Annotated in this window: 17 protein-coding genes, 1 pseudogene and 2 riboswitches; of the genes and pseudogenes, 7 read left to right on the plus strand and 11 right to left on the minus strand. The window is 53.2% G+C overall.

From position 1 onward, the window contains the following. Positions 1–13: 13 nt before the first annotated feature. Complete coding sequence (gene rluF, locus NYE69_RS03570; protein WP_328271957.1) at positions 14–718, plus strand: 23S rRNA pseudouridine(2604) synthase RluF; 705 nt, start codon at positions 14–16, stop codon at positions 716–718. Between the two features lie 77 nt (positions 719–795). On the opposite strand, the gene motB is transcribed toward rluF, so the two are convergent. Then, positions 796–1,599, minus strand: a complete 804-nt coding sequence (gene motB / locus NYE69_RS03575) for a flagellar motor protein MotB (RefSeq protein ID WP_155621386.1) — start codon at positions 1,597–1,599, stop codon at positions 796–798. Continuing rightward, positions 1,577–2,380 carry a flagellar motor stator protein MotA gene (gene motA / locus NYE69_RS03580; RefSeq protein ID WP_036618041.1) on the minus strand — a complete coding sequence of 268 codons (804 nt, stop codon included), beginning with the start codon at positions 2,378–2,380 and terminating at the stop codon, positions 1,577–1,579. Before motA ends, motB begins: the two co-directional genes overlap by 23 nt. 189 nt (positions 2,381–2,569) lie before the next feature. Here motA and NYE69_RS03585 point away from each other — a divergent pair, with 189 nt between their 5' ends. Continuing rightward, positions 2,570–2,863: a hypothetical protein gene (locus NYE69_RS03585; protein ID WP_036618040.1), complete on the plus strand. Its 294-nt coding sequence runs from the start codon at positions 2,570–2,572 to the stop codon at positions 2,861–2,863. 176 nt (positions 2,864–3,039) lie between these two features. Beyond that, positions 3,040–3,339, plus strand: coding sequence for a 4a-hydroxytetrahydrobiopterin dehydratase (locus tag NYE69_RS03590; RefSeq protein ID WP_036618039.1), 300 nt, complete (start codon positions 3,040–3,042; stop codon positions 3,337–3,339). A 75-nt stretch (positions 3,340–3,414) separates the two neighbouring features. Here the strand turns inward: NYE69_RS03590 and NYE69_RS03595 are convergent, their stop codons facing one another. From NYE69_RS03595 to NYE69_RS03620, 6 genes are all read right to left on the minus strand, one after another. Then, on the minus strand, positions 3,415–3,774 hold the full coding sequence (locus NYE69_RS03595) for a c-type cytochrome (protein ID WP_036618037.1): 360 nt from the start codon (positions 3,772–3,774) through the stop codon (positions 3,415–3,417). 158 nt (positions 3,775–3,932) lie between these two features. Then, on the minus strand, positions 3,933–4,436 hold the full coding sequence (locus tag NYE69_RS03600; RefSeq protein WP_326045270.1) for a GNAT family N-acetyltransferase: 504 nt from the start codon (positions 4,434–4,436) through the stop codon (positions 3,933–3,935). 242 nt (positions 4,437–4,678) lie between these two features. Next, positions 4,679–5,161: a C40 family peptidase gene (locus tag NYE69_RS03605; RefSeq protein ID WP_340924035.1), complete on the minus strand. Its 483-nt coding sequence runs from the start codon at positions 5,159–5,161 to the stop codon at positions 4,679–4,681. Between the two features lie 4 nt (positions 5,162–5,165). Then, positions 5,166–5,307: riboswitch (cyclic di-AMP (ydaO/yuaA leader) on the minus strand. A 244-nt stretch (positions 5,308–5,551) separates the two neighbouring features. Beyond that, a complete protein-coding gene (locus NYE69_RS03610; RefSeq protein ID WP_036618032.1) occupies positions 5,552–6,022 on the minus strand; it encodes a C40 family peptidase in 471 nt (156 codons plus the stop codon). A 3-nt stretch (positions 6,023–6,025) separates the two neighbouring features. After that, positions 6,026–6,162, minus strand: a riboswitch (cyclic di-AMP (ydaO/yuaA leader). 221 nt (positions 6,163–6,383) lie between these two features. Further along, on the minus strand, positions 6,384–7,214 hold the full coding sequence (locus NYE69_RS03615; protein WP_340924038.1) for a hypothetical protein: 831 nt from the start codon (positions 7,212–7,214) through the stop codon (positions 6,384–6,386). A 93-nt stretch (positions 7,215–7,307) separates the two neighbouring features. Beyond that, positions 7,308–9,308, minus strand: coding sequence for a M1 family metallopeptidase (locus tag NYE69_RS03620; RefSeq protein WP_340924041.1), 2,001 nt, complete (start codon positions 9,306–9,308; stop codon positions 7,308–7,310). A gap of 119 nt (positions 9,309–9,427) precedes the next feature. Here NYE69_RS03620 and NYE69_RS03625 point away from each other — a divergent pair, with 119 nt between their 5' ends. After that, positions 9,428–9,940, plus strand: coding sequence for a YwhD family protein (locus NYE69_RS03625; RefSeq protein WP_340924044.1), 513 nt, complete (start codon positions 9,428–9,430; stop codon positions 9,938–9,940). 677 nt (positions 9,941–10,617) lie between these two features. Here NYE69_RS03625 and NYE69_RS03630 read toward each other — a convergent pair. The 3 genes and pseudogenes from NYE69_RS03630 to NYE69_RS03640 form a co-directional block, all read right to left on the minus strand. Continuing rightward, positions 10,618–10,968 (minus strand): annotated as a pseudogene (locus NYE69_RS03630) (transposase); the annotation flags it as partial. Positions 10,969–11,757: 789 nt separating this feature from the next. Next, positions 11,758–12,423, minus strand: a complete 666-nt coding sequence (locus tag NYE69_RS03635; RefSeq protein WP_340924051.1) for a DNA-3-methyladenine glycosylase — start codon at positions 12,421–12,423, stop codon at positions 11,758–11,760. A 133-nt stretch (positions 12,424–12,556) separates the two neighbouring features. Continuing rightward, positions 12,557–14,629, minus strand: a complete 2,073-nt coding sequence (locus NYE69_RS03640) for a transglycosylase domain-containing protein (protein ID WP_445744744.1) — start codon at positions 14,627–14,629, stop codon at positions 12,557–12,559. A 285-nt stretch (positions 14,630–14,914) separates the two neighbouring features. On the opposite strand from NYE69_RS03640, the gene speE reads away from it, so the two are divergent. From speE to NYE69_RS03655, 3 genes are all read left to right on the plus strand, one after another. Further along, positions 14,915–15,742, plus strand: a complete 828-nt coding sequence (gene speE, locus NYE69_RS03645) for a polyamine aminopropyltransferase (protein WP_340924053.1) — start codon at positions 14,915–14,917, stop codon at positions 15,740–15,742. Positions 15,743–15,989: 247 nt separating this feature from the next. Then, positions 15,990–16,961, plus strand: coding sequence for a hypothetical protein (locus NYE69_RS03650; RefSeq protein WP_340924056.1), 972 nt, complete (start codon positions 15,990–15,992; stop codon positions 16,959–16,961). A gap of 161 nt (positions 16,962–17,122) precedes the next feature. Continuing rightward, a complete protein-coding gene (locus tag NYE69_RS03655) occupies positions 17,123–17,542 on the plus strand; it encodes a DUF1934 domain-containing protein (RefSeq protein ID WP_340924059.1) in 420 nt (139 codons plus the stop codon).

Consider the following 17,542-nt stretch of genomic DNA (forward strand, 5'->3'; position numbering starts at 1 on the left):
ATAAGATAACAACATGAGAATCAACAAATTTATCAGTGAGACAGGATATTGCTCCCGGCGCGAAGCGGACAAGCTGGTGGAGTCGGGGAAAGTGACGATTAACGGCGTCACCGCCGTGCTGGGCAGCCAGGCCGAAGCGGGAGACGATGTACGAGTCGAGGGAAGGCCGGTTGCGCCTAAGCCGACCAAACACGTCTATATCGCGTTGAATAAGCCGGTAGGGATTACGAGTACGACGGAGAGTCATGTTAAAGGCAATATCGTCGATTTTGTCGGACATCCGGAGCGGATCTTCCCGATCGGCCGCCTCGATAAAGACTCTGAGGGGCTGATTTTGCTGACGAACGACGGGGATATCGTTAACAAAATTTTGCGGGCCGAAGGCAAACATGAGAAGGAATATATTGTGACGGTGGACCGTCCGATGACACCCGGCTTCTTGAAGGCGATGAGCGAAGGCGTGAAGATTTTAGGCCAGATGACCTTGCCCTGTAAAGTGACCCGGGTTTCGGACAGGATGTTTCGGATTATTTTAACGGAGGGGAAAAACCGGCAAATCCGCAGGATGTGCAGCGCGCTAGGTTATGAGGTGCGCAAGCTGCAGCGGATCCGGATTATGAATATCCACCTGGGCGGGCAAAAGACCGGCACTTGGCGGGACCTGACCGAGCGGGAGAAGCGGGAGCTCGGCGAAGCGCTGAACTATACGCTGACCTAAAAAACCAATCAAGAGCGAACGAAGGCAGACCCTCTGACGTGAGGGTCTGCCTTCGTGGTTTGCGCGTATGCCGCCGCTTAATGCGCCGCAGTAACGCCAAGCTGTTGATTCCTGTCCACATATTTGCGGATGATCGAGACCTCGACCCGGCGGTTCTGGGCTCTTCCTGCTGCCGTATCGTTGCCGGCGACGGGGTGATATTCGCCGTAGCCGATCGCGCTGAATTTCTTCGGATCCAGGTTGGAGTTCAACAACAGGATCTTCATGAAGTTCAAGGCGCGCTCCGCGCTCAAATCCCAGTTGGACGGGAATTCATAGGTGGAGATCGGGACGTTGTCCGTATGCCCGGAAACGATCACCTCATAGTCCGGAAACTCCTGCAGCATCGTCGAGATCGCTTTGGCGAGCTGACGGGATTCCGGCTTGACTTCGGCTTTACCCGAAGCGAACAACGCTTTGTCGCTAATGGTGATCATTAACTGCGATTGGTTGAGCTTTGTATCGAGATCGTCGGTCAGCCCGTTTTGTTTAATATAATTGTCCAGCTGCCGCTTCAGGGCCTCCAGGCTTTCCTGTTCCTTGCGCATCAGCTCGCTGTTGTTCTTGATCATGGAAGAGGATTCCGGCTGCTTGTCCAGTCCGTTGGACGAATCCTGTTTTTCGGTCATGGACGTTTGGTCCAAAATGCTGACGCTTCCGGTAAGGATACTATTGAACGCCTGGCTCATTTCTTCAAATTTCTTGGCGTCGATCGTACTCATGCCGAACAAGACGATGAACAGCGCCAGCAGCAGCGTCATTAAGTCGGAATAAGGAAGCAGCCAGCTTTCGTCGGCATGTTCCTCGTGATCCTGGTGTTTATTCTTTTTGCTCACCTTCATTTACCCCCTTTTCTAAAATTTCCGCACGTTCGGCAGGGGTTAAGAACACGGCCAGCTTCTGTTGAATAGCGATGGTGGATACGCCGGATTGAATCGACAGCAGTCCCTCCACCATCATTAATTTCACTTCCATCTCTTTTTTGGAGAGACGTTTCAATTTATTGGCGATCGGATGCCACAGCACATAACCGGTAAAAATACCAAATACGGTGGCGATAAAAGCGCCGGAAATCGCGTGGGACAATTTTTCGATATCACTCATATCCGAAAGGGCCGCAATCAAACCGACGACGGCGCCGAGAACGCCGAGGGTCGGCGCATACATCCCAGCCTGGGCAAAGATCTGCGCCCCGACTTTATGCCGTTCTTCGGTAGCCGCAATGTCTTCCGTAAGCACGTCCTGAACGAATTCCTGGTCGTTGCCGTCGATGATCATGCGCATGCCTCCGCGCAGGAAGTCGTCATCGATTTCTTCGACTTTCGCTTCCAAGGCCAGGAGTCCTTCGCGCCGGGTAATCGTGGCCCACTCCGTAAACAACGTAATCAATTCAGCTTTGGTGATCATCTTCGGTTGAGAGACGATCAATTTAAGCAGCTTGGGGAATTTTTTCATATCCGCCATAGGGAAGGCCATGAACAGCGACGCCGCGGTTCCGACGAATATGATGACGAAGGCCGCTGGGTTGGAGACCAAGCTTCCAATAGGCGCACCTTTTAGAAACATCCCTACAATGAGCGCAACGAATCCAAGAATAAGTCCGATAATCGATGAAATTTCCATTGTACACCTCGTCCTTGAGTTAAATTGAATCCTTTCTTTCTTTCCGCATCCTTGCGGAAAAGACGTTACTGCTGCCTAAAAAAAGATTTATCTATTTTATCGACAGTTTTCCCTTTTTTTTTAAGTGGTTTTTTCAGGTATAATAAGATCATAGCCTGAATACCAGGGCTATCAAGGGAGGATATCACGGTGGGAGTAAAGCACGGAAGAGATTATGAATATATTTTGGCCGACCTGACGAAAGCGGTGGGCCGGATTTCCGATAGCTACCTTTTCTTTGATATGGAATCGTCGGAGTGGGCGGGATTGGCGGACGAGGAGCGGGCCGAAGTGCAGGAAGCGCTGGCTGAAGACCTGTTTTTTGCGTTAGGAGCGGAGCCCGTTCTTGAGGTGGGGAGCGCGATCGTTATTTATGATCCTGAGGGGCACCGCATCAATTTTCTGATCGGGGACGAAGAGCTTACTTCCGTGGCTTTGATCTAGAGAGATTTGGTTTGGCGCGGGATTCCGTGGTAAAATAGTTAGTCAGGAAGCATTACGCATGTTCAGGTTGTATGTGGAATAAAATAGTTGAGGACGGGGCCGGAAGCTTAGGTCCCGATGCGCCAGAGGATACTTACATAACTAGGAGTTCTTGAAGAGAACGGGGAGGATAAATGATGCCGTTTACACCGCAAGAAGTACAAGCGCATTTGGAAAAGCTGGAAGGCTGGGAACTTGAGGAAGGACGATGGATCTTCCGCAAATATACGTTCTCCAATTTTATGAAAGGCATTGCTTTCGTGGATGAGGTAGCTGCGATTTCGGAAGCGTTTAATCATCATCCGTTTATTACGATCGACTATAAAACCGTGACCCTTCGGCTGACCTCATGGGAAGAAGGCGGAATTACGGCAGTGGATATTAAAGAAGCGCAGCAATATAACGAGGCGTTCGAGAAAATGCGCGCCGCGGATTAGGCCAGGCAAAAAACGCCCGCCGGAAACGCTTAAGTTTCCGGCGGGCGTGCTTTTCATATGCCGTTATTTTTGCCGTTATTTTTTCTCCGCGAGCCACATCGCGACGTTGGCAATTTCCTCATCCTTGAGCCGATCCTTGAAGGAAGGCATCATTCCGCCTTTGCCTTTGGTGATAATGCCGTAAAGCTGGTCAGCCGTTAGTTCGGCGCCGATCTTTTGCAGATTCGGTCCCGCGCCCCCTTGCAACTGATCGCCGTGGCAGGTGATGCAGTTTGCTTTTACGGTGGCTTCGGCTTGTGCCGCATTCATCGTAATTTCAGGCAATTGCGGTTTGGCTTCCTTGGCGGCCTGCTCCCGGCTCGGCAGGGTGAACATCAATACGATGGCCATAGCGCAAGCCACGAAGAACAATCCGCTCATGATCCACTTTTGCATTCCAATCGCCCCTCCTATGTAAGCTACCTTTTCCATTATAACGGAACATGCCGCTCGATCATAGTCTTTGTGTCAAAAATAGGAACAATTCCGTCGTGATTGCGGTAAAATTTGTAACAAACTTCATAGCAAGTCCGTTCTAATGGATCAGGAGCATTTCAGGATGAGGGGTGAGGCCCTCGATACACCATGCAATAAAAAGGCTTGGAGATGCCGCCAGGGGTCATTTTGTCGTAAAGGTCCGTGATGGTGAAGCCGGCCTTTTGATAAGCGCGAATCGCCCGGGTGTTCCACGTCAGCACTTCCAAATCGATCTCATGGCCCGGTTTCCGCCGCAGCGCCTCCTCGACGATCGCCGTTACAAACCGTTTGCCGAGCCCTTGTCCGCACAATTCCGGTTTCATGCCGATACCGAGCCGCGTAACCCTTTCCAACGGGAAATATTGGGCAAATCCGGCGAGTTCTCCGTTCTCGTCCAGCACGGACACGTATTGCTCCGCTCTGATCGCCGGGTTGCCGAATTCGACATCGAGCGCTTTCATTTGTTCCCAAGGAAGCCAGCTGTAAACGTCATAGGGAGAATCGTACCGCCAGGTGCAAATTTCTGCGCCGTGGCTCTCTTCCATGGGGACGATGCGAAACTGAACAATCGGTTTATCCATTGGGATCCTCCTTTAAAAACGGCATTCCTATTACCCTCACTCTAACGGGATTTACTTGACTTGTAAAGGTTCTGCCGTCTCTCGGACACCTGTGGATTTATGGAAATCAACAAAAATTCGGTAACCTTTTGGCGGGTCGCTTCGTTATATAGATAGGGATGAAAAAAACCGCAAGCCAATTCCCAAAGAATAAGCTTACGGCGGGCAGGTCATGCGGAGCGAAATTAAGCGCCGGCGGAGGTTCAGGATTCCGCGGCGTATACGGAATAACCGTATTTGCTGAGCACCCGCTTCGCGCCAACGAAGCGGTTTTGGTAATAACTGTTGCTCAATTTGTCGATCCGGATTCCTTTGGATGAAGAGGCATGGGCAAATTCTCCGTCGCCAACGTAGACGCCCACATGCGATACTTTTCCGCCACCCAGGGTATTAAAGAAGACAAGATCGCCGGCTTGCAGTTCGCTTTTTGATACCGGTGTTCCTACCTTGTATTGGGCCGTGGATACGCGAGGAAGCGTAACGCCCATTTGTTCGAACACATACCGCGTAAACCCGGAGCAATCAAATCCGGCCGTACTGGTGCCGCCGTATTTGTAGGGCGTGCCGTACACGGAATTGACGATGTTGGAGAGCGACGTTTCCTGCTCGTCCGCAAAGGCGCTTCCCGTTCCCAGACTGAAACATAGAGCCAAACTCGTTACCGCTGCTGCTAAAGTCTTTCTCAAGATGTCTAACTCCTTCCAAGGCCTGCGAGGTTAGCTTAAGGATTCGGTTGAAGGTTCCCTATGATCCTTTTGAAGCGGGATCAATTCACCCTGACTGATGTGGTTCCCCCGTTTCCCGGGTGCGGGGAATTCGGCAGCTTCATGTAGTATGCACCCAAAAACGACGTCACAACAAAAATTACAAAGTTGTTACTATTTCTGTTGGTCATTTTACCAAAGTGGGCCAACATTGGCAAGTTTCCCGCCAAAAAGGATGCTTTTGGCCTGTGTGAGGAGCGGAGTGATCTGGGTATTGATTCCTAAGGGGGATCGGTAGACAGGAAAAACCCGCAGGAGACGTGATATCCCAATCATCCCTGCGGGTTTGTCGAATTCGTTATGGATTGCGACTTACTGTTCGGCTGTCACAGCTTCAAATTTCTCGGAGCTCATAATGCGCTTAGCTCCAACATACCGCTTCTCGTAGTAACTTTCGCTCAGTTTGCTGATGACAACTCCTTTGGAAGAAGAGGCATGCGCAAATTTGCCGTCGCCGACATAAATACCAACATGAGATATGCCATCGCCGGAAGTGTTGAAGAACACCAGATCGCCTGCGATTAATTCATCCTTGGAAACGCTTGTTCCCATCTCAAATTGGGAGCCCGATTGATGAGGAAGATCGATGCCGAGCTTGTTAAATACATACATCGTAAATCCGGAGCAATCAAAACCGGACGTTGTTGTTCCGCCTGCGGAGTAAGGAGATCCGAGGCCTTCTTCAATGGCGCTGTCCAGTTTGGAATCCGCGAAAACGCTGCCGGTTCCGATCGTGAAAAGCAATGCAAAACTTACTGCTGTTACGGTCAAACGCTTTTTCAAGAATTATGCTCCTTCCAATGCCTACGAGGTTAGCTTAAGGATTCGGTTGAAGGTTCCCTATGATCCCTCGCTTACGAGATCAATTCACCCAAAGTGGTTCCCCCGTTTCCCCGGCGCAGGGAATTCGGCTTTGATTTCTCACCTGATAAGACTTATTCGACGTAACTTGCTATTTTCCTGCCAAAGATGACAAAAATAATTACAAAACTGTTACTGAAATTGTGTTGCTGTTATTTTAACAAAGACAGGGACCATTTGGCAATGGTTAATTCGCGAGACTAAGAGGGGAAAACCTGACACAAGGCCTTCGCAAAGTCGCGGAGGCCTTGTGCCGTAAAGGTTTCGGAGAGATGAAAAAATTTTAACTTTTCTCGGTTTTTGTCTGCCAGAGGCGATATTGCGAGGTGACCTGCCAAATTTTAAAAGCGCTGCGACAGAGAGGATAGGTTTGCTGGAGGATCAACGCCAGCATTCCGGTCCAGATCCAGGAGACCGTTCCGAACAGCAGGAACATGCCCAGCCCGAATGCGCCCAGTATGCAGGAGATCCCGATGCCCTGCAGAAGGTGCCGGAAGCAGACGAGGAGGGAACCCCAGACGCTTGATTTGAACAAGTACCCAAATTGTACGTAGAGAATGCATTGTCTTACCAGCCAGCCGTAAACGAACCAGCCCAGGATGTAGATGAGACCCTTCAGCAGCGGGGCCATCTGTCCTCCGGCCCCCAGCAGATGCGGCCATAAAACAAGGAGCTTGGGAATAACCCAGAAGGCCGGGATAATGATTAAAATAAGTTCAATGGCATAAAACAGGACAACCGGCTTCCAGAATTCTTTCATTCCGCGGAACAGCGGCAGCCCGTGTCCACGGCTCTCGGAGGGGACAAGCCCGTATAGAATTCCCGCTTGAATAAGAGGCGTGAGCAGGAGGCGCAGGACCGCCATGCCGATCAGCAATCCTAAATAGAGGCGGACGTCCGGATTGCTCCCCAAATGGATACGCCCTTCCAGCAGGAACAGAATTCGGCTGAGTTGCGTGGGCGGCGGATCCGGATACCTTTGCAGTAGCGCGGTAACGGCGGTATCGACCAGGCGGTACAAAAACAACCCCCACAGCAGCTGATACAGGAACAAAATGATGACGGAGGGAAACTGGCTTTTCAGCAGGCTCCACCCCTGACGCACATAAGTCATATTTTCACCTCCTAAAAGTTTTGCGAGCGTTGCTTTACTCGATATGCTTCGAGCAAAACTACTTCAGAAGCATAAACTGAGTTCTGCCGGCGTTTACCATATAAGTGTTCCGAGCAGGGCTTCCAGCAGCTTGGTCACGCTCATATTGGAGCGCGAAAGGAGGGGCTCGGGTACTTCCGTCTTCAAATAATTGTTGATGTGTTTGTTTTCGACCACCAGCGAATAGTCGGGATCGATTTGCACCCAAGCAAGCGGTTCCTTGTATTGCAGTTTAAGCTCGACGCGGCTGTCCTCGCCTCTCCATTGTTTTCGCACCGTATGGCCGTCCTTGAACGTGAACTGCAGAGGAACCTTCGGATAGGTCGCCCCTTTGCGGGAGATGACGACGGTGGATTCGTAAACGGCGGTCCCGTCCTGGAGGAGCGGATTCACCGTGATCTTGTCGACGGAGAAGTCGGCCATTTTTCCATCGTATACATACTGCGAAAAATAGTTTTTCCAGCTGCGCCCGGTGACCTGTTCGACCACCCGCTGGAAATCGGCCGTCGTTGGATGTTTAAAGCGGTACTTGTGGGCATATACCGTCAAAATGCGCTTCATCGTTTTGCTTCCCACCTGGCGTTCAATATCGAGCAAAATAAGCTTGCCGCGGTAATAGACATTTTTGGTATAGCCGTCGCTGGATCCGTACTTCCAGGCGTTCAGGGTCAGCGGAGCCGGTGAGGAAATCAGGGCGGCCTGGATCGGAAGCGCCGGGGTGATGCCGAACTCCTGCTCCATTAATTTATCCTCCGCATAGGAAGCGAAGCCTTCATCCAGCCAAGCCTCTTCAAATTCATTGCTTGCGATCATGCCGTAAAAAAACTGGTGCGCGATTTCATGAATGACCGTCCGCTCCAGCTCATCGTAACCGGGAGAGTCGCCGCTAGCGCCAAAAGCGGTCACAAGCGTCGGGTATTCCATCCCGCCGGCCCCGTTTCCGTCCGCGGGGGGGACCACGATGGACAGGGTGGAATAAGGATACCGTCCGTACCACCTGCTGAAATTGGACAAAGCCGATTTGGCTGCATAGAAGTAGCGCTCTTTCAAATCCTGATGGGCGGGGTCCAGGTAAAGCTTGATCCGCACGCCCGGCACCTCGGAGGAGGAAAACGGCTCTTCCGCGTAAATGAAATCGGGGGAAGCCGCCCAGGCGAAGTCATGAACATCGTCGGCGTAAAACTGCACCGTTTTCCGTCCGCCTTTGACGGCGGCTTTTTTCGTCTGAAATCCGGTAGCGGCAACGGTATAGGCTTCAGGCACATTAATTCTCACGCTGTATATGCCAAAATCGGCATAAAATTCGGAATTTCCGTGGTATTGATGGAGATTCCAACCTTCCGCCGCGCGCCCCCGGGTGCCCGCAGGCTCATACACGCTGATTTTCGGAAACCACTGCCCGGCCATCACGAAATTCCCCGCCGTCCCCATCCGCGCAAAAACCTTCGGCAGCTTGACGGTGAACTTCATCTTCAACGTAAGGCTTTCCCCGCCTTGAACCGCTACGGGCAGACGGACTTTGGCCAAAGTTTTGTCTTTCGCGTTGCCGTCATCCGGCTGCACATACTGCAGCCGGTGGAGCAGGGAAATGCCGTCCGTCGTCCGCAGCTCGGTGATTTCCATGGAGCCCCAGCCGTCCTTAGGCATGATATCTCCGCGCAGCTTGCCGCCCGATTCTTTCATAAACGTGGTGTCCGGTGAGGAGAAGGCGTTAGGGTACAAGTGCAGATAAATTTCGTTGACCGTTTTTTTGCCGGGATGGGTCCATGTCAACGTCTCTGTGCCGGTAAGCGTTCCGTCCCGTTCATTAAGCGCAACGTCGATGTGGTATTCGGCGACCCGGTTGCTGAGCACCTCCGCCTTCGGCTGTTGAATGCTTTCGGCCTGCGGTGCGGCCGGGGTTTGTCCGGTTTTTTGGACGACCTTGGGCTTGCCCTTTTCCGGGGCGAACGAAGCCGCAATTTCCGGGCCCGCGTGGAGGGCATACCCAGCCGTTCCGAAAATTAAACACAATGCAAGGATGGAAATGCCATAGATCTTAGTACGTCGGGTCATACAATGGATACCTCCCGTTGACAAGCATCTACAGCATGTATATGTTTGCTTTTGGCAGATTATTAGCTAAAATTGAATTAATCAATAAGGCCCCAGATTCGCGAATAATGGAGGACATTATGGATCAATCACCAAAAACGGGTAAAAAAATTTTCGCCCTGAATATCATCAGCAACGACGAGAAAAGCAAGCATAAAGGTTTTGGCGCAGGCTCCATCGATTTGAACAGTATGTCGCCGGTCATCATCGACGGCGATGAAGCGTACATCGATGTCGGGGCGATGCACGCCAAAAGTAAGGTGGAAAAAGGCATCAAATTTTCGATGAACCGGGAGGATGTCCCGAACGGCCGGCAGGTTTGGATCGTCTGGGTCGCGGTCGATCGCGGACCGGAAGGGCAATTTTACGGCGGGATGACCGCCTGCGAGATGTGGATCGATACAGAGGCGCGGCGCGGCTGGAAAATCCTTGCCGACCACGTCAATAAAATGGACTACGCCCTGAAGCGGCGGGTCATCCTGGAGGGATTGACGGCGGTGCAAAAAGCGGCGCTTAAAAACCTGCTGATCGATACCAACGCCGAGTGGTGGGAGCGCACGCCGGAAGAGCTGAAGAGCGCATTGGAAGCTTAAAAGTCCGTGAGATGCAAATAAAAAAACAGTGAACCCTTGCCGTCCAGGCTGCGGCAAGGGTTCACTGTTTTTTTCGGCATTATAGAACCTATGACCTCAACTTTCGCCGAGCAAAAATCAACTTGAGTCCCTGCGTTGAAAGCTTGAGGATAGGGAAGTGGGGGTGGGGACGGCAGATCAACACTCCCTGTCCCGAGACTTTGCACGATTATCCCGTTTTATCAGGTAGGAGAGAAACAGACAAGCTCGGGAGAAGAAATATTTGGTGGAGAAGCAGATAGGTTCGAGATAATTTAGACGGGCTTAGGAGAAGAAATCAGGTTTAGAGGGGTGAAACAGACCGGACAAGAGATCAAGACAGGAGATCAAGAGAGGAATCAAGAGAGGAATCAAGACAGGAGATCAAGACAAGACCGACTCCGTGAACCCGTGTCGTCCATCGGTTTCGGATATTTCGAATGACCGCGCTTCAGACGTGACTTTGCTTGCGCTGACCATAGCAGGTCATCGAGGCTAGCGCCGCCTCTTGGGAAGATGGATTTCCCTTACGGCTACATTGTCGGAAGGGCTTCAGACCCCGGCTTTGCTCGAAGCCGACGCATGCCTTCCTAGCCTAACCGGGTTGAGGTAGCCGGTTAAATTGAAATGTATCAACATAAAGCGCCTCGTGGCGCACTGTGCAGCATCGACCAGGTGGTTTTGTAGGTGACCCGGACCACCTTACTCAGCCGCAGCGCCGAGATGCCGCCCGGGGGCAGGAATAAATCCAGGGCCTTGAACCACTTGAGCAAGGGTAGATGCGTTCCTTCAAAAATCGTACCGACCAAAGGCGATGTTTGATGCTTGCAATTTCCGCACTCGAACAAGGGGATATGCCTGGAAGTCAGGCGGCTGCACCGGGCGTAAGCGCAGCGCGGGCAGACGAAGCCGTTTGGCCACTTCATCGCGATTAGCGCCTCCATGCAGTCCTGCTCGCTGTTAAAACGGCTGCTGAATGGCTGAAGTTCCGTTCCCGCATTGATCTCCATGTTTGCCCGCCCCCGAATCAAAAATTCACGAACGCAAGTTCCATTTATTTCATTATATAAAACACACGTTCCTTTATCAAGCCGAAAATCTCACCTGAACCGCCTCATTTTTTCCTCATCTTTTTTGTTTTTTCTCCTCTCTTTTTCGGAACCCTTGCTCTCTCCCCCCAACCCCTTGCTCCATGAACGAAAGGGATAATCGTGCAAAGGCAGGCAGCAGGCAGGGACAACACCACGACACGAACGCCTTAAACAGTCCCTTTAGACATCCCCCTCCCCTGGCGTCGATTTGTGACACTGCTCGAAAACAGCCATGGTGCAAAAGATTGATACGCTGACCCCGCTGGATCGTGACGCCCCTACATCGTTGACGCTTCCTCAACGAAGTAGCCCAAAAAGCTGTGAAGACACTGTCCGCCAATGATTCAACGTCAACTCCGGCAATGGATTGCTGCTTTACCCAGCTACATCAAGGCTTGTCTGCCGTTTTTTTGCTGCGAAAGTTGAATTATAAAATTTCGGGCATAGTAGGGGGCGATGGGCAGGTAGAGAGGGGAAGAGAAGAGGAAACTGGGGGCTATGGGACACCAGAGCCGCTATCTGAGGAAAAACGGAGGTTTGCAAAATGCACGGACACAGAAGACCTTATTTAACTCAAATCGTCCTGGATGAACTAATTTAGAGCCAAATAAGGTCCAGTAGATCCTCCTACTGAATAAGTAGATACGTAGAATTAAACGGATGAAACATGCCAAAGTTGTGGGATAAAATGGAATCCTAGTCCTAATCCTAATTCGTCCAAACAACGGCCTGCTTATCAACGACCGAAACGTACGGGTTACCGCGGAGATAAAATCGCCATGGCTTTTCGGCATATTCCGCGGCGTAAGCGATATTGATCCGCGGCGCCTGCATAACGGCGCCGCCGGGCGCGCCGTCTCCGGCTTCCAGCCACAGCGCCGTCCCGGGCTCGCGGAGCGGCACGCCGTTCAGCGACTTGTCGATGTCCAGGGCACGGCACAGCCTGCCCGGTCCTCCCGACAAGTCGACCGGACGGCGTGCGTTCGTGCCGCGGCGCTGGCGCATCAGCGCTTCATCGGCCGGGGACAGCGGTTCCACGGCGCGGATCAGCACCGCCTGCGGATCGTCCGGCACGCCGGTAACCACGTTTAGGCAGTTGTACATGCCGTAAATCAGGTAAATATAGGCGATGCCCCCCTCGCCGAACATCACCTCGGTGCGTGTGGTGCGGCGCCCGCCGAAGGCGTGGCTGCCTTTATCCTCCACGCCTCCGTAGCTCTCGGTTTCCACGATGCGGCAGCGGATGTCGCCATCCTCCGTCCGGCGGACCAGCGTGTGCCCCAGAAGCAGAGGGCCGGCTTTCAGGGCGGTGAGCCGGTAAAACTCCGGAGGCAGCGGGCGGCCGGGGATGATTTTTTTCGCGATTTGGTTCATATCCAAGGGAGTCTCCTTTAAAGAGGTGTTTGAAGTTGCATTTTAAGCTTTGCAGTTACAAACTAAACTCCTTTTTATGGTATAGAACCGGGCGCGTTTCGTCCACACATCATGAGAGTTCCGCCTACCCGCTTCAGTCCATCCACCAGCGCTTCAAATCGTTCCACCAGGAATGGGTTTTCCGCTTCTCCGTCTGGGCCGGTTCCGGGAGCGGCTCCGGCTTTCCTTCCCCGTGCGCTTCGCAGTATTCCGTCGGTTCGGTTCCCTGGATGAACACCTCCAGCTTCTTGTCGGGGCAGTCCGTCGTCGCCAGCTTGCCGGTCTCCGGGTCGATATAGACGCTGACGACGCCGTCGGGAATCGGAAAAATTTTCGGCGGCACTTTCTCCAACGCTTTTTCCGTATATTTGGCAAAAATCGGCGCAGCCTTGCGCGATTCCGCGGTGCCGAGCGTTTTGCCCTTGTCGTACCCGACCCAGACGGCGGTGGACAGCTCCGGCGTAAAGCCGACGAGCCAGGCGTCCGTGCCGGTCGTGCCGGTTTTGCCCGCCACCGGGCGCTTGATTTCGCCCGCCACCCGGTTCCCGGTGCCCCCGGTTTCAAATACGCTCTCCATTAGGCTGGTTAGCACGTAAGCCGCCGCCGGATCGACGATTTGCTCCGGCTTGGGCGTTTTGGCCTCGTACAGTACGCGCCCGCTGGAGTCGGTGATTTTCAGCACGGCCACCGGTTTGACGCTCCGGCCCTGATTGCCGATCACCGCAAAAGCGGTGGCCATTTCGAACGGGCTGACCGGGGAAGTGCCCAGCGCTAGCGACGGCACCGGCTGCAGCGGGCTGGTGATACCCATTTTCCGGCCCAGCTCGATCACCTGTTCGGCGCCGACGGTCAAAATCGTGTTGACGGCGTAAATGTTGTCCGAGTGGGCGATCGCCTGGCGCATGTCGATTTCTCCCAAATATTTGTCCCCAAAATTTTTCGGACTGTAGGTTTTGCGGTTGTCGTCATAATGAAACAGCGTGGGCTGGCTGCTGAACTTGCTGGCGCTCGTCATTTTGCCGGAGGCCAGCGCGGACAAGTACATGATCGGCTTAAAGCTGGAACCCGGCTGGCGGGTCGTGGCAAAGACATGGTTGTATTGGCTCTGCTTGTAGTTGGCCCCGCCGACGAGCGCCTTGACGTATCCGTTGCGCGGATCGATGGAAATCAGGGCGGCTTCCAGCTCCGGCGTGTTGCCCAGCTCCGAGGCCACGGCTGCCTCCGCCGCCTGCTGGGCGTCCGGATCGAGCGTCGTGTAAATGTTCAGCCCGCCATGCTCCAGCAGCGTTTCATCGAACCCCAGTTCATCCACCACGACGCTGCGGATGTAATCGCGGAAGTAAGGAGCTTTGTCTACGGGATTTTGCTGCTTCGGCGACTGAAAGGCCAGCATCTCGTCATAGGCGCGATCCGCCTCCTCCCGGGAAATGTCCCCGGTGGCGACCATGGCCGAGAGTACGGTACGCTGCCGGTCTTTGGCGTTTTTCATATGATTAAAAGGCGAATAATACGTGGGCCCCTTGGGCACTCCGGCCAGCATGGCGCTTTCGGCCAGGCTCAGGTCTTTGGCGGGCTTGCCGAAGTACATTCGCGCGGCGGCCTCGATTCCGTAAGCGCCGTGGCCGTAGTAAATTTCGTTCAAATACATGCGGAGGATGTCGTCCTTGTCGTATTTCATTTCCAACTGGGCCGTGTATAAAGCCTCTTTAATTTTTCGCGACCAGGTCCGTTCATGGCTGAGAAACAGATTGCGGGCGAGCTGCTGCGTCAACGTGCTGGCCCCTTGAACATTGCCCATCTCCTTTAGATTTACAAGGGCCGCACGGGCCATGCCTTTCAAGTCAAAACCGAAATGATCGTAAAAATGCCGGTCTTCGGTTGCCAGCGTCGCCTTGATCAGCCAAGGTGAAATCTCCGGGAGATCCACGCTTTCGCGGTTTTTGCCGCCGTCCGAAAAAACGGCGATCGCGTTCCCCTTGCTGTCGATCAACTGCGAGTTCCGGTCGGAATCCGCCAGGGGCAGATCGGCCTGATACAGGTATAGCAGCAGGATGCCGGCGGCGCATACGCCCAGCAGTCCGGCGCCGAGCGTAAGCTTGAACAGCAGCCGCCAAGCCCGGCGGGGCTTGCGCTGGTGGTATTTGTCACTGCGAGCGAGTTTCTGCACGGAAGGGCTCTCTCCTTTCAAAGCTCTATACTGAACCGTTGCTGCGGTGTTCCCGAACCGTTTCTTTTTAGTATGGGAAAGTTTGGGAGAGATCATTCATGGGAGCCGATCCAATACGCTAGTCAATGCCAAACGGGCTAATATCCGAGTTGGCTTGAAGCGCTTAGGCGGATCGTGTGTTATTATCTTTTTGTTTGGTACAATATAGGAAGTGAGCTTTACTGCAGCGCGAACTGGAAAACGGCCCCGGCCGAACACTATTCTGGCGGAAAGAAGGTTGGTACGATGGAATTGTGGTTTACGGAGAAGCAGACGCCGGTCTTTGGCATAACGGCGAAAATACGCGAAACGCTGGTCACGGAAAAAACGGAATTTCAGGACCTGGCGATGATCGATACCGAGGAATTCGGGCGGATGCTGGTGCTGGACGGCATGGTGATGACGACGGTCAAAGACGAGTTCGTTTACCATGAAATGATGGCCCATCCGGCGCTCTGCACCCATCCAAACCCGAAGCATGTGCTTGTGGTTGGCGGCGGCGACGGCGGAGTGATCCGCGAAACGATCAAGCATCCGGAAGTAGAAAAGGCGGTGCTGGTGGAGATCGATGGCAAGGTCATCGAATATTCGAAAAAATATTTGCCGGAAATCGCCGGCGCGCTGGACAACCCCCGGGTTGAAGTTCAGGTGGCCGACGGCTACATGCATATTATAGAAAGCAAAAATAAGTACGACGTCATCATGGTTGATTCTACCGAACCGGTGGGACCTGCGGCGCCTTTGTTCGAGCGAGGATTCTACCAAGGTATTTACGAAGCGTTGAAGGACGACGGCATCTTCGTTGCCCAGACGGACAACCCTTGGTTTAAGGCGGATTTGATCCAAAAAGTGAACAAGAACGTCAAGGAGATTTTTCCGATCGTCCGCGTATATGGAGCCAACATTCCCACCTACCCGAGCGGATTATGGACGTTCACAATGGGCAGTAAGGTGCATGACCCTCTGGAAGCGAAAGAATCGAAAATCCCCGAGCTGGATACCAAATACTACACGCCGCGGATTCACAAGGCCGCGTTTGTGCTGCCGAAATTCGTGGAAGACCTTGTGAAATAGGGACGCCGCATGAAACCGATCTCTTGCCAATCTCGGCAACGTGTTCATTTGCAGCTTTTGTGAAGCGGACAATGAAAGCATCCGTTCCTCCTGCCTTGGGCGGCGGATGCTTTTTTTGTTGGCGTGGGACTTTTTGAATAGGTCGGGGGTTGGGAAAACATGCCATTCGGACCATGAGCAATGCAACCTGAGTATGATAGTATGAATTATGTCATTATTTGTTGAATTAAGGCGGGATGGTAATCAAATGAACAGAACTCCACGAAACGCAATGGCATACGCGATGATGATATTGGTGGTTCTCGTTGCCGGATGGTTATTTTACGGACTGCCTGGGAATAAATCGCACTCCTCCGACAACGGACAAAGGGGGGATCAGGCGGCGGAAATGCCGGCCGACCCGGCGGATTCCGCGGTGAAGCAGCCGGCCGCGGCCGAATCTCCTTATTTGCTGGATCATCTTCCTTTTAAGGAAGAGGATGTCACCGCGGTTACGGCCAAGTCGGACAGCGGCAGCGTCCAGGTTCCCGCGGAGCGGCAGGCGGCGCTGCTGCAATCGCTGCGGCTTACCGATATGCAGGGGGCAGCGGTGAAGGAGAGCCCGGAGGCCGAGCGGAAGCCGGTAGTCTTGCAATTTGCGTTAAAAAATTCAAGCTACGAGCTAACCTATGACCTGGCGCTGAATGCTTTTCAATATGACGGACACGCCTATTACGCCGATGATCAAGTGCTGCTGCTGATGCAGGGGCTTTTCCGCGAAAACGGGCAACTGGCTTCGCTCGATGCGCTGCTGGAGCAGGCGCGAGTAGAGCAGGAACAGGCCGGCGCCGCGGAGCCTCAGGCGCTGGAAGCCACCCGGGCCGAAGTGGACGGGCTGGACTTCGATGGCTGGGAGCGGCGGCTTGCGGAGGAACCGGCGGAGAATGTCCTGTGGGAAAAGCCGTTTTACGATGACAGCGCGGGGCGGGTAAAACAGGCCAGACTGTATAAGGATGGCGTGCTGGCGCTGAACCGGATCATCGTTTTCACGGCGGCGGACCATCAAACCGCGGACGGAGTCAAAGCCGGCATCGGAGAGGACGACGTGATGGACAAGCTGGGGCCCCAGGCGCTTAAGCTGGCAAGCCGCTGGAGTTACAAGGTCGGGGATTATTATCGGTTCCATGTGTACTTCCAGGACCGAAAAGTAAAATACGTCGTGTTAAGCCAGCCTTTGTAAGGCAGGACGAGCCGCTGATGAAGCGGCTTTTTTTAGTTGTAAGAAGGACGGGCGCCAAACGCGGGCATACTGTGCATATTGAATTGCCGGGACGAACTGGATATAGTAGTACAGTAAGAAACGATGTAATATATAGAGTACGGAATGAGGGTTTGATGCGTATGCCGGAGATGAGCCCGGTCAAGCTTGTGTTGACGAGCCGGCAGGGACAAGACGAGACGGTGCAGTCCCTGACAGGAAATGCGATGATTCGGGACGGAGCGGTCTACATCCGTTATAATGAGCCGGTGACGGAGCCGGCCGGCGGGATAACGCGAACGATGGTTAAAATTACCGGTGGAGAACTGAAGATCATGCGGCACGGGGACGTGGAGGCGGAGCAAACGTTCCGCGCCGGACAACGGCTGCCGGGTTTTTACCGCTCCCCATTTACCCGTTTTAACTTGTCTACCGATACCGTAAAAATGGATTCCCGTCTGAATGGCGTGGCCGGCCTGGTCACCTGGGAATACGATTTGTACGTATATGAGGAGTTATCGGGACATTTTGCAATCAGTTTACATATACAGGAGGAAGTTTGA

This window comes from Paenibacillus sp. FSL R5-0527, from assembly GCF_038008055.1.
Lineage (GTDB): Bacteria > Bacillota > Bacilli > Paenibacillales > Paenibacillaceae > Fontibacillus > Fontibacillus macerans.